16 protein-coding genes are annotated in these 14836 nt (G+C 72.2%); 11 read left to right on the top strand and 5 right to left on the bottom strand.

What is annotated here, in order from left to right:
• Positions 1-92 precede the first annotated feature (92 nt).
• The 6 genes from C503_RS0122740 to C503_RS0122715 all read left to right on the top strand — a co-directional run bounded on the left by C503_RS0122740 (position 93) and on the right by C503_RS0122715 (position 4811).
• The gene (locus C503_RS0122740) at positions 93-809 is read left to right on the top strand and encodes a hypothetical protein (RefSeq protein ID WP_156893401.1); all 717 of its coding nucleotides are present in this window, start codon (positions 93-95) and stop codon (positions 807-809) included.
• Entirely contained in the window at positions 806-2080 is a 1275-nt protein-coding gene (locus tag C503_RS0122735; RefSeq protein ID WP_018684530.1) for an adenosylmethionine--8-amino-7-oxononanoate transaminase, read from the top strand. Before C503_RS0122740 ends, C503_RS0122735 begins: the two co-directional genes overlap by 4 nt.
• A 35-nt stretch (positions 2081-2115) precedes the next feature.
• The gene (bioD, locus tag C503_RS0122730; RefSeq protein ID WP_018684529.1) at positions 2116-2832 is read left to right on the top strand and encodes a dethiobiotin synthase; all 717 of its coding nucleotides are present in this window, start codon (positions 2116-2118) and stop codon (positions 2830-2832) included.
• 77 nt (positions 2833-2909) lie between these two features.
• Positions 2910-3941 (top strand): biotin synthase BioB, encoded by a 1032-nt coding sequence (bioB, locus tag C503_RS0122725; RefSeq protein ID WP_018684528.1) that lies wholly within the window; start codon positions 2910-2912, stop codon positions 3939-3941.
• 8 nt (positions 3942-3949) lie between these two features.
• A complete protein-coding gene (gene bsaP, locus C503_RS0122720) occupies positions 3950-4153 on the top strand; it encodes a biotin synthase auxiliary protein BsaP (RefSeq protein ID WP_018684527.1) in 204 nt (67 codons plus the stop codon).
• A gap of 52 nt (positions 4154-4205) precedes the next feature.
• A complete protein-coding gene (locus C503_RS0122715; RefSeq protein ID WP_018684526.1) occupies positions 4206-4811 on the top strand; it encodes a DUF2567 domain-containing protein in 606 nt (201 codons plus the stop codon).
• Between the two features lie 57 nt (positions 4812-4868).
• Here the strand turns inward: C503_RS0122715 and C503_RS0122710 are convergent, their stop codons facing one another.
• On the bottom strand, positions 4869-5549 hold the full coding sequence (locus tag C503_RS0122710; protein ID WP_018684525.1) for an LON peptidase substrate-binding domain-containing protein: 681 nt from the start codon (positions 5547-5549) through the stop codon (positions 4869-4871).
• Positions 5550-5596: 47 nt separating this feature from the next.
• The gene (locus tag C503_RS0122705; RefSeq protein ID WP_018684524.1) at positions 5597-6310 is read right to left on the bottom strand and encodes an NUDIX hydrolase; all 714 of its coding nucleotides are present in this window, start codon (positions 6308-6310) and stop codon (positions 5597-5599) included.
• A 58-nt stretch (positions 6311-6368) separates the two neighbouring features.
• On the opposite strand from C503_RS0122705, the gene nadA reads away from it, so the two are divergent.
• From nadA to nadC, 3 genes are read left to right on the top strand one after another with little or no spacing between them, the layout of a single operon-like run.
• Positions 6369-7376: a quinolinate synthase NadA gene (nadA, locus tag C503_RS0122700; protein ID WP_018684523.1), complete on the top strand. Its 1008-nt coding sequence runs from the start codon at positions 6369-6371 to the stop codon at positions 7374-7376.
• Positions 7373-9001: an L-aspartate oxidase gene (locus tag C503_RS0122695; RefSeq protein ID WP_018684522.1), complete on the top strand. Its 1629-nt coding sequence runs from the start codon at positions 7373-7375 to the stop codon at positions 8999-9001. Before nadA ends, C503_RS0122695 begins: the two co-directional genes overlap by 4 nt.
• Positions 8998-9840, top strand: a complete 843-nt coding sequence (gene nadC, locus C503_RS0122690) for a carboxylating nicotinate-nucleotide diphosphorylase (RefSeq protein ID WP_018684521.1) — start codon at positions 8998-9000, stop codon at positions 9838-9840. The genes C503_RS0122695 and nadC overlap by 4 nt, the downstream gene beginning before the upstream one ends.
• On the opposite strand, the gene C503_RS0122685 is transcribed toward nadC, so the two are convergent.
• From C503_RS0122685 to C503_RS0122675, 3 genes are all read right to left on the bottom strand, one after another.
• A complete protein-coding gene (locus C503_RS0122685; protein ID WP_026316589.1) occupies positions 9829-10425 on the bottom strand; it encodes a DUF2867 domain-containing protein in 597 nt (198 codons plus the stop codon). The two genes, nadC and C503_RS0122685, sit on opposite strands and share 12 nt — an antisense overlap.
• Positions 10426-10613: 188 nt before the next feature.
• Positions 10614-11393, bottom strand: coding sequence for a carbon-nitrogen hydrolase family protein (locus C503_RS0122680; protein WP_018684519.1), 780 nt, complete (start codon positions 11391-11393; stop codon positions 10614-10616).
• A 42-nt stretch (positions 11394-11435) separates the two neighbouring features.
• On the bottom strand, positions 11436-11816 hold the full coding sequence (locus tag C503_RS0122675) for a DUF732 domain-containing protein (protein WP_020608209.1): 381 nt from the start codon (positions 11814-11816) through the stop codon (positions 11436-11438).
• Between the two features lie 93 nt (positions 11817-11909).
• On the opposite strand from C503_RS0122675, the gene C503_RS0122670 reads away from it, so the two are divergent.
• Together C503_RS0122670 and C503_RS0122665 are read left to right on the top strand one after the other, a co-directional pair.
• Positions 11910-13409, top strand: coding sequence for an ABC transporter substrate-binding protein (locus C503_RS0122670; RefSeq protein ID WP_018684516.1), 1500 nt, complete (start codon positions 11910-11912; stop codon positions 13407-13409).
• Positions 13379-14563 (top strand): aminotransferase class V-fold PLP-dependent enzyme, encoded by a 1185-nt coding sequence (locus C503_RS0122665; protein WP_245572564.1) that lies wholly within the window; start codon positions 13379-13381, stop codon positions 14561-14563. The genes C503_RS0122670 and C503_RS0122665 overlap by 31 nt, the downstream gene beginning before the upstream one ends.
• Positions 14564-14836: the final 273 nt, after the last annotated feature.

Raw genomic sequence — 14836 nt, 5'->3', positions numbered from 1 at the left:
GACGTCCGGGGAATCGGCATGATCACCCTGCTCGGTGGACACCGGTGGGCAATACCGGGTTTTGGGGGTGTTGTTGGGTAGCGTTACTTGTCGTGCGGGGGCAACGAGAGCGGGATCCTGTCGGGGTGGTGGCTGCCCGGTTGCGGCGGGTGCGGCCGCGACTGGGGTTGGTCGTGGTCCTGGGGCCGTTGGCCGGTATCGGCCTGACCCTGTTCCTGGGCGGCTGGTTGCCCGGTCTCGCCGTGCCGGGGGTGCTCGTGCTCGCCGGTCTTCTCTACTTCCGTTCCCGTCGGTTCCGTCCCCGCCGCTGGCCGGTGGCGGGCGCCGTGCTGGGGGCACTCGCGGGCGGCTATCTCACCGCCGTCTCGCCCTGGTTCGCGCCGTTGGTGATCGGGTTCGGCATCGCCGGGTGGTTCACCGCCGGGAAGGCGCGGGCCTGGGTGCTGGAGCCCTACACCCCGGAGCTGGCGGACTCGCAGGTCGAGGTGCCCTGGCAGGCACGCGGAGCGCGGGGGCTCGCCCTGCTGGTCGCCCACGACCGGATCACGCTGTCCGGCGGGCGCGGCCCCTTCCGCCTGGTAAGGCCAATGGTCGCGCTCAGCGGAGTGGGCACTGTCGAGCAGGTGATGGTCGCCCGCCGCGCCACTCTCCCCGTGCCCGGGGTCGGTGAGCTGCGCGTGACTGTCACGCCGGGCCCCGCTGTGCGGATCACCGTGCCGCCGGGGGAGTGGATCCTGCCGACCGATCACGGCCGGGAGATCGCGCGGCTGGTGGCTCGGCGCAAGGAGATCGCCGGGGTCGGGCGGTGACACCCGAGGAGCTGGTGGCGCTCGACCGTGCGCACGTCTGGCATCCGTACGGTCCGATGCCCGGCACCCGGGAACCGCTGGTGGTGACCTCCGCCGAGGGCGTGCGACTGCGATTGGCGGACGGCCGGGAGCTGGTCGACGGCATGTCCTCGTGGTGGGCCGCCATCCACGGCTACCGGCACCCGGTGCTCGACGCCGCCGTCACCGACCAGCTCGGGCGGATGAGCCACGTCATGTTCGGCGGCCTCACCCACGAGCCCGCCGTCCGCCTCGCCGCGCGGCTGGTGGAGATCGCCCCCGAGCCGCTGGCGCACGTGTTCCTCTGCGACTCCGGCTCGGTCGGCGTCGAGGTCGCGATCAAGATGGCGCTGCAGTACTGGCGCTCGCTCGGCAGGCCCGGCAAGTCGAAACTGCTCACCTGGCGCGGCGGCTACCACGGCGACACGTTCAACCCGATGAGCGTGTGCGATCCCGATGGCGGCATGCACAGCCTCTGGCGCGGCATCCTGCCCACCCAGGTCTTCGCCGACGCGCCACCCGCCGCGTTCGAGCATGATTACGTCGCGCACCTCGCCAGCGTCATCGAGGAAAACGCCGACGAAACCGCCGCCATCATCGTCGAACCCGTCGTGCAGGGCGCGGGCGGAATGCGTTTCCACGACCCCCGCTATCTGCACGTGCTCCGCGAACTGGCGCTCACCAACGACGTCCTGCTGATCTTCGACGAGATCGCCACCGGCTTCGGCCGCACCGGCGAGCTGTTCGCCGCCGACCACGCGGGCGTCAGCCCCGACATCATGTGCGTCGGCAAGGCCCTGACCGGCGGTTACCTGTCCATGGCCGCTACTCTGTGCACGCCGCGCGTCGCCGATGGCATCTCGCGGGGCGAGGTCCCCGTGCTCGCCCACGGCCCCACGTTCATGGGAAACCCGTTGGCGTCAGCGGTTTCCTTGGCCTCGATCGACCTGCTGCTGGAAAGCGACTGGAAAAGCACGGTCAAACGCATCGAAACCGAACTCGCGGAAGGGCTCGCCCCTGCCCGCGACCTTCCCGGCGTCACCGACGTCCGCGTTCTCGGCGCCATCGGCGTCGTCCAGCTGGACCATCCGGTGAACATGGAAACCACCACTCGCGCCGCTGTGAACGCGGGCGTGTGGGTACGCCCATTCCGCGACCTGATCTACACCATGCCCCCATTCGTCTGCACCAGCGACGACATCACCACGATCACCGAGGGGATTCTGGCGGCGGTCAGGGGTGACAGGGGTTAGGTTTCCACCACTTGTCGGGGCTAGCCTGTGTGCCCGTGAGTGTCCTCGTGATCACCGGCACCGGTACCGGCGTCGGCAAGACCGTTGTCACCGCCGGGATCGCCGCGCTCGCGTACGGCCGAGGGCAGCGGGTGGCGGTGCTCAAGCCCGCGCAGACCGGTGTGGCCGCGCACGCCCCGGGCGATCTGGACGACGTGCGCAGGCTCGCGGGCGAGGTCACCACGCGGGAGCTGCGGCGGTTCCCCGACCCACTGGCCCCGGACACGGCCGCGCGGCGCGCGGGTCTCTCGCCGGTGCGGCCCGCTGCGGTCGCGGGGGCGGCGGTGGCGCTCGACCACGAGCACGACCTGGTTCTCGTCGAGGGCGCGGGTGGGCTGCTGGTGCGCTTCGACGCCGACGGCGGGACGCTCGCCGATGTGGCGTGGGCGCTCAACGCCGAGGTGGTCGTGGTGGTGGAGGCCGGGTTGGGCACGCTCAACGCGGCCGCGCTCACCGCCGAGGCGTTGCGCAGGCGCGGGGTCACCTGCGCCGGGCTGGTGATCGGGTCGTGGCCGCGGGACCCGGACCTGGCCGCCCGCTGCAACCTGGAGGACCTGCCGGTGGTCGCGCAGGCCCCGCTGATCGGGGCGTTCCCGCAGGACGTCGGCGGGCTGGACGCGGCCGGGTTCGCCGGGGTCGCGCGTCGGTCGCTGGCGCCGGTGCTGGGTGGCGAGTTCGACGTCAAGGACCTGGCCGCCGCGCACCCGGCGTGAGATTCATCGCTCATCCGGGTTCCCGCGATGGGGCAGACTCTCCCCCGGACGAGACCCGCCACCTTGGAGGAGACACCGTGACGGCAGCCGCCGAGCGCACGCAGGAGAACGCCACCGACGTCCTCGCCGTCGCCCGGGACCAGGTGCTCGACCGCGGCGTCGGGCTCACCCGCGACCAGGTGCTCGCCGTGCTGCGGCTTGGCGACGAGCGGCTGGAGGACCTGCTCGCCCTCGCGCACGAGGTGCGGATGAAGTGGTGTGGGCCGGAGGTCGAGGTCGAGGGGATCATCAGCCTCAAGACCGGCGGCTGTCCCGAGGACTGCCACTTCTGCTCCCAGTCCGGCCGCTTCCCGACGCCGGTGCGCTCCGCCTGGCTGGACATCCCCGGCCTGGTCGCCGCCGCGAAGCAGACCGCCGCCACGGGCGCGACCGAGTTCTGCATCGTCGCCGCCGTGCGCGGGCCGGACGCGCGGCTGATGTCGCAGGTGCGGGACGGCATCAAGGCCATCCGCGACTCCGGCAACGACATCCAGATCGCCTGCTCGCTCGGCATGCTCACCCAGGAGCAGGTCGACGAGCTGGTCGCCATGGGCGTGCACCGCTACAACCACAACCTGGAGACCGCCCGCTCCCACTTCCCCCAGGTGGTCACCACGCACACCTGGGAGGAGCGCTGGGACACCCTGCGGATGGTGCGCGAGGCGGGCATGGAGGTCTGCTCCGGCGGCATCCTCGGCATGGGCGAGACCGACGAGCAGCGCGCCGAGTTCGCCGTGCAGCTGGCCGAGCTGGACCCGCACGAGGTCCCGATGAACTTCCTCATCCCGCAGCCCGGCACCCCCTACGAGCAGTACGAGCCGATCGAGGGTCGCGCGGCGCTCAAGCTCGTCGCCGCGTTCCGGCTGGCCCTGCCGCGCACCATGCTGCGGTTCGCGGGCGGCCGCGAGCTGACCCTGGGCGACCTGGGCGCCGAACAGGGCATGCTGGGCGGCATCAACGCGATCATCGTCGGCAACTACCTGACCAACCTCGGCCGCCCGGCCCAGCAGGACCTGGACATGCTGGCCGACCTGAAGATGCCGATCAAGGCGCTCGGCGACACGCTCTAGGAGCTCCCGTGTTCTGCGTGCACTGCGGTCTGCCCGAGGCCGACGGCGACCACCCGTCCTGCCGGGGCGGGCGGGCCGCGCTCGAACCCCCGCGCTTCTGCCCGGAGTGCGCGCGGCGCATGGTCGTGCAGGTCGACCCGTTCGGCTGGGCCGCGCGGTGCAGCCGACACGGTTCGACGACCAGCGCGGGCGCCGGGGTGCTGACGGACTAGTCTCGCGAGCAGGGGTCGACGGGGACTCCGTATTCGTGAGCGGAGGTCAGGCGTGTCGGAGCAGCCGGTGCGGTCGCGGGTCGACGGCGACGGGCCGGAGCAGGCGCCTGAGGGTTCCCTGCCGTTGGTGTGGGCCGCGCGTCGGCCTGCCGGGGTGCCGGTGAAGCGGGATCTGATCCCGGCGTTGAGCGTGTTGTCCGCCGTGTCCGTGTTCGGGCTGGCGGTGGGGTGGTTGTGGTCTGTGCTCGCTCCCGGGGAGCTGGTGCAGGTCGTGGAGAACGGGGAGCTGGCCGCGCTTCGGACCGAGAGTTATCACCGGTTCGAGGACTTGGTGCTGTTCATGCTGCTGGGGCTGGCCGCGGGGATCGTGGCAGGCGGGGCGGTGTGGTTGATGCGGGAGCGGCGGGGGCCGGTGGTGTTGATCGCCGCCGTGGTCGGTGGGGTCGTGGGGGCGTGGCTGGCCGGGCAGGTCGGGGTCGCGTGGGGGGCTTCGCGGTTTCCGTCGGTGGGGACGCCCGGGGTGGGGGATGTGCTGAACCTGGCTCCTCGGTTGGAGTCCGTGTGGGGGATTCTGGCTTGGCCGTTGGGGACGGCGTTGGCCTATGGGATCGCCGCCGCCTGGAACGGGCGCGACGATCTGGGCCGCAGGTTGGGGTAGGGCTCCGCCTTCGGCAGTGCGCTGGGGGCGCGGGTTCCGTCCTTGGCTTTCGCCTGGTCAGTTCATGCTGATGGGGGCGCTGAACTCCGAGGGTGGGGCGGGGACGGCGCGGAGGGTGGAAAGGATTCCCGCTTCCCGGTTCAACAGCTGGCCCACCATTCTCAGGCGGTGCAGCGGCCGGGTCTCCTCCAACAGTCGCTGGCGGTCCTCCAGGCTCAGCAGGCAGTCGGCGGCCAGGGCGTGGGCGAGCTCGCAGGTCTCGACATCGGGCTCGGGCTCGGTCCAGTCGTCGCGGTCCCAGGCGGCGTGGCAGTAGCGGCGGTGGGCGGAGCGGGCGGACTCGGCCAGCAGGGTGACCGTGTCGGCCGCGGTGGTGGGCTGGTCGGTGTCGGGGACCCAGTCGACGGTGGCCATCAGGTACGGGGCCGAGGTGGTGTCCAGGTCGAGCAGGCGGAAGCGGCGCTCACCGGTGGTGACGATGTCGAAGCGGCCGTCGGGCAGGCGCTTGGCCTGCCGGAGGTTGGCCGAGCAGCCGATGGCGCGCAGCTGGGACAGGTCGGTGACCTCGTGCTCCATCGACGGGCGCAGCGCGACCACACCGAAGCGGCGCTCCGGCAGCGCTCCGGTGACCAGGTCGACGGTCAGCTGACGGTAGCGGGGCTCGAAGATGTGCAACGGCAGGTTCGCCCCGGGAAGCAGCACCGCCCGAAGCGGGAACAACGGAAGCGAATCGGCCACGCGACAACGCTACGACGAAGCGGGGTCGCGCGCTGTGCGATCGGCGGTCATGGGTGCGGTTCTCGATCGTCGGCAGGGGGTTTGAGCACCGCGAACGGGTCCGTGACGGACATCGTGGCGTCGGCGAAGCGGAACTGGGCGGCAGGCCTGCCACCCGCGCGGCCGGGGCGGGCGGTCTCGCCGGTGGGCTCCAACAGGCCGCGCCGGGACAGGACGCGCTGCAGGTTGGTGGCCGACACGCGGTAGCCGAGGGCGGCCGAGTAGAGCTCGCGCAGCGCCGAGATGGTGAACACGGGGGGCGCGAGGGCGAAGCCGATGTTTGTGTAAGACAGCTTGGCGCGCAGCCGATTACGTGCGCGTAAGACGATGGCGCCGTGGTCGAACGCGGTCTCCGGCAGCCGGTCGACCGGCTGCCACGCGGTGTCCTCGGGCAGCTCGGGGTCCATGTGCGAGGGGACCAGGCTGAGGAAGGCGGTGGCCACCGCGCGCGGGCCCGGCACCCGGTCGGGGGCGCTGAACACGGCGAGCTGCTCGACGTGCGCGACCTGGCGGACGTCGACCTTCTCGGCCAGCTGCCTGCGGATCGAGGTCTCCACGTCCTCGTCCGCGCGCAGCCTGCCGCCGGGCAGTGACCAGCGGTGCGCGTGGGGTTCCAGCGCGCGTTCCCACAGCAGGACCCGCAGTGATCCCTGCCTCACCTGGAGCACCGCGGCCAGTACTTCGTGGACGAGCGGGGGAGCGCCGGTGGTAGCATCGGTCATGTTTTCGATCCTAAGGCGAAAACCTCCGGATCGGAAATCGGACAACGAGGAGGACCCCATGACCGCGGACACGATCGACCTGACACCCCTCGGCGGGGTGGAGGCGAACGCCGCGTGGCGGGACGAGGTGCGTGCCCTGGTCGAGCAGCGCGACGCCGTGCTGCTCGCGCACAACTACCAGCTGCCGGAGATCCAGGACATCGCCGACCACACCGGCGACTCGCTGGCGCTGAGCCGGATCGCGGCCGCCAGTGCGGCGTCCACGATCGTCTTCTGCGGCGTGCACTTCATGGCCGAGACCGCGAAGATCCTCAGCCCGGGGAAGACCGTGCTGATCCCGGACGAGCGCGCGGGCTGCTCGCTGGCCGACTCGATCACCGGCGGGCAGCTGCGGGCCTGGAAGGCCGAGCACCCCGGCGCGGTGGTCGTCTCCTACGTCAACACCACCGCCGAGGTGAAGGCCGAGACCGACATCTGCTGCACCTCGTCCAACGCGGTCGACGTGGTCGCCTCCATCCCGGCCGACCGGGAGGTCCTGTTCCTGCCGGACCAGTTCCTCGGCGCGCACGTCAAGCGGGTCACCGGCCGGGAGAACATGCACATCTGGGCGGGCGAGTGCCACGTGCACGCGGGCATCAACGGGCCGGAACTGGCCGAGCGGGCCGCCGCGAACCCGGACGCCGACCTGTTCATCCACCCGGAGTGCGGCTGCGCCACCTCGGCGCTCTACCTGGCCGGGGAGGGCATCGTCGCGCCGGAGCGGGTGAAGATCCTCTCGACCGGCGAGATGGTTGCCCAGGCTCGCGCGACCAACGCCAAGTCGGTGCTGGTGGCCACCGAGATCGGCATGATCCACCAGCTGCGCAAGGCGGCCCCGGACATCGAGTTCAGCGCGGTCAACGACCGGGCCTCGTGCCGGTACATGAAGATGATCACCCCGGCGGCGCTGCTGCGGTCGCTGCGGGAGAACCGGGACGAGGTGCACGTGGACGCCGAGACCGCGGCGCGGGCCAGGGGCGCGGTGCAGCGCATGATCGAGATCGGCCAGCCCGGGGGTGGGGAATGAGCGACCCACGCTGGGAGGCCCGCGCGGACCTGGTCGTCGTCGGCACCGGTGTGGCCGGGCTGACCGCGGCGCTGCGGGCCCAGGCGCTCGGGCTGCAGGTCCTGGTCGTCACCAAGGCCGCGGCCGAGGACGGCAACACCCGCTGGGCCCAGGGCGGCGTGGCCGTCGTGCTGCCCGGCGAGCACGACGAGGGCGACTCGGTCGACAGGCACGTGGCCGACACGCTGGTGGCGGGCGCGGGCCTGTGCGACGAGGACGCCGTGCGGGAGATCATCGCGGGCGGCCCGGCGGCGGTCACCCGGCTGCGCGCGCTCGGGGCGGTGTTCGACCCGGGTTCCGACGGCAGGCTGGCGCGCACCCGCGAGGGCGGCCACACGGCGTTCCGCGTGGTGCACGCGGGCGGTGACGCGACCGGCGCCGAGGTCGAGCGGGCACTGCTCGCCGCGACCCGCGACGGGCGGGTGCCGGTGCTGGAGAACCACGTCGCGGTGCAGGCGGTGAAGACGGTCGCCGGGGCGGTGGCCGGGCTCCAGGTGCTGGACGCGAACGGTGTGCCGGGCGTGCTGAACGCGCCCGCGGTGCTGCTCGCCACGGGTGGCCTCGGACAACTCTTCCAGGCGACGTCCAACCCGGAGGTGGCCACCGGCGACGGCCTGGCCGTGGCGCTGCGGGCGGGCGCGCCGGTCGCGGACGTGGAGTTCGTGCAGTTCCACCCCACCGTCCTCTACACCGGTCAGGGCGCGCGCGGCCGTTGCCCGCTGGTCACCGAGGCGGTGCGCGGCGAGGGCGCGGTGCTGGTCGACGCGACCGGCGCCCGGGTCATGCTCGGTGTGCACCCGTTGGCCGACCTGGCCCCGCGCGACGTGGTGGCCGCCGCGATCACCCGGCACATGGCCCTGGAGCGCGGCGGCGTCGACGACCACGTGTTCCTCGACGCCACCCATCTGGACGCGGCGACGTTCCGCACCCGTTTCCCGACCGTGTACGCGGCGTGCCTGACGGCCGGGGTCGACCCGGTGGTGGAGCCGATCCCGGTCGCGCCCGCCGCGCACTTCGCCTGCGGCGGCGTGGTATCCGATGTGGATGGTCGGACCCCGGTGGTCGGGCTCTACGCGGCGGGCGAGGTCGCCAGCACGGGCCTGCACGGCGCGAACCGGCTGGCGTCCAACAGCCTGCTTGAGGGACTGGTCGTGGGGGAGCGGGCGGCCGAGGCCGTCGCGGCGGACCTGGCGGCCGGACGGCTCGCCGACCCGTGCCGGGCCGTGGTCGCCGACCTGCCGACCGCCCCGGTCGCCGACCGCGACTCGCTGCAACGCGTGATGAGCCGCTACGCCGCGATCGGCCGGGACGCGGAGGGCCTGGCCGTGGTCGGCTCGGTGCTCGACGTGTCCACTGTGGACAAGCGGCTGGAGTCGCGGCTGCTGGTCGAGGACGCGGCACTGACCCTGGCCGGTCGTGCCCTGATCGCGGCCGCGTCGGCCCGCCGGGAGAGCCGGGGCTGCCACGTCCGCACCGACTTCCCGAACAAGGACGACGCGGTCTGGCGGCGTAGCCAGCTCGTGCGGCTGACTCCGACGGGCCAGCCGGTACTCGGCAACCTGACGGCTCTGAGGGGTGCGGCATGAGCTTCGATGACGCTGAACTGGACCGGATCATCGCGGTGGCGCTGGAGGAAGACCTGCGCTACGGCCCGGACGCGACCACCGAGGCGACGGTACCCGCCGACGCGGTGGCGGTCGCGGAGCTGACACCGCGCAAGGCCGGGGTGCTGGCAGGCGTCCCGGTGGCCGCGCGAGTCTTCCGCACGGTCGCGCCCGGCCTGACCATCGAGTCCACTGTGGAGGATGGCAGCCCCGCCGTCGTCGGCGAGCCCGCGCTGGTCGTACGCGGCGACACGCGAGCCCTGCTGACCGCCGAGCGCACGGCATTGAACTTCCTGTGCCACCTGTCCGGCATCGCGACCGCCACGGCCGCCTGGGCCACCGCGATCGAGGGCACGGGCACGGCGGTGCGCGACTCCCGCAAGACCTTGCCGGGCCTGCGTTTCCTGGCGAAGTACGCGGTCCGCTGCGGCGGCGGCGTCAACCACCGCATGGGCCTCGGCGACGCCGTCCTGATCAAGGACAACCACGTCGTCGCGGCAGGCTCGGTGGCCAACGCCCTGGCAGCGGCCCGAGCACACGCGCCGCGACTGCCGTGCGAGGTGGAGGTCGACACCCTCGACCAGCTCGACGAGGCCCTGGCAGCCGACGCGGAACTGGTACTACTGGACAACTTCAGCGTCGCCGAATGCGCGGAAGCGGTCCGCCGGGCGTCCGGGACGACCGCCAAACTGGAGGCCTCCGGCGGTCTGACTCTCGATGTGGCCCGCGCCTACGCCGAAACGGGCGTGGACTACCTGGCCGTGGGCGGGCTGACGCACTCCTCGCCCGCCCTCGACCTCGGCATGGACCTACGCGCCTAGGGTGTTCGGCGGGGCCGCCCGCCACGCCTGGCCGAAATGCCGGATCAGCGGCGGGTAGACGACCAGGTACCGGAACGGCGCGATGGCCTTCATGTAGGCCCGGCCGAGCCTGCCGTTCGGCTTGACCAACACGGCCATCTGCCCCCGGTAACCACCCGCGCCGTCGGGCACCCAACCCAGGTGCATGACCGCGTGCACGGTCCGGTTGGCGATCTCCGACGCCCACTCGTTCTCGGTCAGGTAGACGGAAGTGAAGGGGCGGTTGGGGAACTCCGGCCCGGTCGGCCCGGCCGACAGGTCGGCGGGCAACCGCTCGCGAAGCGTCGCCACCCGCGTGCCGACACCGGAATCCGCAGCGTCCCAACCGAACCACGCACCCAGTGTGCGACGAAACGCGACCAGCGCGCGAGCGGCGTGAGAAGGAGTGTCGCCGTAGTCCCGGTTCGCGGCGAGCCGCACCAAGCGGGGAAAGTCGCCTGCGCTGCCGGGGGTGGGTAACGCCCAGACGTCCTCAAGATGGAAGTCGGGCGCGATCTCGTGAATACGCCACGGCCGAACCGTATGCGCGGTGTCGGGAAGCCTCATACCGTTGTCTCCGTTCGTTCGGAGAGGGCCACCAGCAGGCCATCACAGCCGACAGCCCCACACCGAACCTACTCGCCCGGACACCACGGCGGTGCCAAGTAGACGCACGTAACAGCCCGGCATGGACCGTGGTCCGCCTCGGCGCGACAGATGTCGTGTACTCCAACGAACTACCCGCCAGTGGCCACTCAAAGCCGCCGATTCGCCAACACGGGAATCGCCTGTCGAGCAGACTCCACGCTCTCCTGATCAATATCCACCACCAACACCCCGACCTCCGCCCCCAACTGCCCCACAACGTCCCCCCGAGGCCCGACCCCCATGCTGTACCCGATCCCCAACGGCGTATTCCCTTCCACCGCCCCAGGATCAGACTGCCCCGCCGCCAACACCCACGCCGTCGAATCAAGCGCCCTGGCCCGGACCAGCAACTCCCACTGCTCCCTCTTCCCCGGCCCGGCCCCCCACGACGCCCCGAGCAGCACCGCGCTCGCCCCCTTGTCCGCGAGCGCCCGAAACAGCTCGGGAAACCGAACGTCGTAGCAGGTGGCCACCCCCAACGTGACCCCGTCCACGGCGAACGTCACCGTGCTCTTCCCGGGCGCCACCGTCCGCGACTCCTGGAACCCGAACGCGTCGAACAGATGGATCTTGTCGTACCCGAAGTGATGCCCGCGCCCGGTCACCAGCAACGTATTGAACACCCGCCTGTCCGCAGCAGGCGTGAACATCCCCGCGACCACCACCACGTCCGCCTCGTCGGCGATCGCCCGGACCTCACCGGCCCACGGCCCGTCCAGCGGTTCCGCGAGCGGCGCGAGCGACACGCTGAAGTTGGCCATCGTCGCCTCCGGGAACACCACCACCGACGCGCCCCGCTCGACGGCGTCGCGCACACCGGCGCGAACGAGCTCCAGGTTCCGCGCGGGCTCCGGGGTGGACGAGATCTGGCACAGCGCTACGCGCACGTTCGCTCCTCACCATCGGCCGACCCGCCGATTGTGCCGGCGCTACGGGCACAGGTGCTTGCGCACGGCGGCCAGGATCCGCGCCGCGACCTCGGTGCCGAAGCCGTTCGGGTGGTGCGGCGAGCTGAACCGCTTGTTCGTGAGGTCGACGAGCTGGGCCTCATCGGTCGGCGCGGAACGCACCGAGCGGCACTGGTTGCGGCCCCGGTCCACCGCCTTGTCCGGTTTGCCGTGCACGATGTCCTCGTCGATCGCGTTCAGGTCGGCCACGAACGCGGCCGCGACCTCCGCGCTCGGCTTGGCCGGGATGCCGTTCGCGGCCAGCGCGCTGTCGCCCGAGCCCGTCTCCGGTTCGGCGGTGCCGCAGGCGGTTGCCAGGAGCGAGACCGCCACGATCGCGGCGACGCACCACGTGCGAGTCATCCCGTTGGACCTTTCGGCTGTAGGCGCTGATCCGTTCGGCCGAAACGGTCTCACGGGACACCGCGCGGCGCAGGTCGACTAAGGTCGGGAGTCGTGCGGATCGTGTCTCGGCGTGCCCTCGGTGTCCTCGTCGTCCTGGGGGTGCTGGGGAGCGCGGCCTGCACGGCCGACCCGGCACCGCCCGCCTCCGGCGACCCGGCCGGGAAGTCGCTGGTCATCGCGGTCGCCAAGGAACCGGCGACGCTGGACCCGCGACAGGGGTACGCGCCGTTCGGGGCGGCCAAGATCTTCGACGGCCTGGTCGAGCACGCGGCCACCGGCACCCTGCGGCCCGCGCTGGCCACGACCCTGCCGCTGCCGTCGGCCGACGGGAAGTCGTGGACGGCCCGGCTGCGCACCGACGTCTCCTACACCGACGGCAGCGGGTTCGACGCCGCCGACGTGGTGGCCACGTACAAGACCGCGCTCGACCCGGCGTCCCCGCTGCACGCCCGGTTCTGGATGCTGACGAACGTCGCCCAGGTCGACCCGACCACGGTCCGGTTCGACCTGTCCACGCCCAGCGCCACGTTCGCCGACCTGCTCGTGCTCGGCATCCCGGCGAGCACGTCGACCCCGGAGAACCTGGTCGGCACCGGCCCATACAAGCTGGTCGACTGGGAGCGCGGCAACCGGCTCGTGCTCACCGCCAACAAGGCCCACTACGCGGGCGAACCGGCGATCACCACCGTCACCGTGGAGTTCATCCCGGACGACCAGGTCCGCGCCCAGCGCATGCGCGACGGCAAGCTCGACGGCGCCGAGCTCCCGGCCACGCTCGCCCGCGACTTCGCCAAGACCGACGGCCTGAACGTCATCGAGCACGACAGCGCCGACCTGCGCGCGGTCACCTTCGTCGACCAGGGCCCCACCGCCGACCCCGCGCTGCGGCTGGCCCTCAACCTCGCCGTCGACCGGCAGCAGCTCGTCGCCACCGCGCTCGCCGGGCACGGCACGATCGCGTCCCTGCCGGTGCCGCCCGTGCTGGCCGAGTTCGTGGAGCCCGGCGCCCGCATGGACTACGACGCCACCCGCGCGGTCACGGTGCTGGACGCGGGTGGCTGGACGCTCGGCGCCGACGGGGTGCGCGAGAAGGCGGGCGTGCGCGCGGAGTTCGCGGTGACCTACCCGCTCGGCGACATCACCTCCCGCGACCTGCTGGCCGCGTTCGCCGAACAGGTCAAGGCCGTCGGCATCAAGGTCACCGCCACCCCGACCCGGGACCCGGACCCGTCGACCCCGCGCCTGCTCGCCTACGGCGACCCGTTCGACCCCGACCCGGCCCTCTACCCGCTGCTGCACCCGGCGGGCGGCACGATCGCCGACTCGCTGGACGCCGCCCGCGCGACCACCGACCCCGCCCAGCGCGCCGTCGCCTACCGCGCCCTTGAACGCGCCTACCTGACCGCGCCGACCATGGACGTGCTCGGCACGCCGACGCACAGCTACGTCATGCGCGAGAACTGGACCGGATACCAGTCCGTGGTGGACGCCACGGGCACCGATCACACCTGGGGGCCGTGGTGGAACCTGCAAACCTGGAAGCCGACCTGATCCCGGCGGCTCTCGCCCAGGCCGACACCCCCGCCGCCCGCACCGGCGCCTTCCTCGACAGCGCTGGCTCCTCCCTGCCGCCGTCCCCGGTGCTCGACGCCGTGCTCTCCCATCTCCGCCGTGAAGCCGAGATCGGCGGCTACCGCGCGGCCGCCGAGGCGGACCTGGACGCGGGCTACGACGTCCTGGCCGAGCTCCTGGACTGTGCCCCGGACGAGGTCGCCTACACCGACAGCGCCACCCGCTCCTGGCTCACCCTCCTGGACGCGATCTCCCTCGGCCCGGGAGACCGCGTCCTGACCACCGAGGCCGAGTACGGCGGCAACGCCATCCCGTTGCTGCACCTGGCCACCCGGATGGGCTTCATCGTCGAACCGGTGCCGTCCGGTCCTGATGGAACGGTCGATGTGGACTCTTTGCGGTCCATGGTGGACGAGCGGGTCAAGCTGGTGTCCCTGGTGCACGTGCCGACCAACGGCGGCCTGGTGAACCCGGTCGAGGAGGTCACCGCCGTCGCCCACTCGGTCGGCGCCTTGGTGTTGCTGGACGCCTGCCAGTCTCTCGGCCAGCTGCCGGTCTCGTTGTCGACCGTCGACATGATCACCGGCACCGGCCGGAAGTGGCTGCGCGGCCCCCGGGGCACCGGCTTCCTCGCCGTCCGCCGCGAGGTCCTGCCGACCCTCCGCCCCCGCCTGATCGACCTCCAGGGCGGCCAGTGGACCGGCCCCGCCGAGGTGTCCCTCCGCCCCGACACCCGCGTCCTCGAACTCTGGGAACACAACGTCGCCGCCCGCCTCGGCCTCCAGGCCGCCCTGCGCTACGCCCTGGACCTGGGCATACCCCGAATCGCCGCCACCGTCACCGCCCGCGCCACCCACCTGCGCGACGGCCTGACCGGCGTCCCCGGCGTCGAATGCCACGACCTCGGCCCACGCCCGTGCGGCCTGGTGAGCTTCACCGTCCGACACCTGCCCGCCGACCAGGTCCGCGACGCTCTCGCCGCCCAGGACATCACCGTCACGGTCAGCCGCCTCCCGTCCACCCGCTACGACATGACGCGGCGGGGGTTGGGGCAGGTGGTTCGGGCCTCGCCGCACTACTTCGTCAGTGACGAGCAGTTGGACATGGCTGTGTCGGCTGTCGCGCATCTCTGACTCCGTTTCCTGGTTGAGCCGGTCATCGCTTGGTGGCTCCACGAGCGAACCTATCCGCGCTGGTCCGGGCGTTGGAAGGGGTGGCTGGGCGCCTGTGGATGAATCGGAGGGCTTGTGGACAACCCGGCTCGGACCTCTTGCCCGGCTCCGAGTCGGCTCCCGGCCGCAGGGTTCACCTCGCCTTGACGCTCGCCCCGGCACTCTTCGCCGCTGCCCGCTGCCCGCTGCCCGCTGCCCGCTGCCCGCTGCCCGCTGCCCGCTGCCCGCTGCCCG

The organism is Actinokineospora enzanensis DSM 44649 (assembly GCF_000374445.1).
GTDB classification, from domain to species: Bacteria; Actinomycetota; Actinomycetes; order Mycobacteriales; family Pseudonocardiaceae; genus Actinokineospora; species Actinokineospora enzanensis.
Note: the sequence above shows the minus strand (reverse complement) of the source record. Positions and strands in the feature narration are given on the sequence as shown.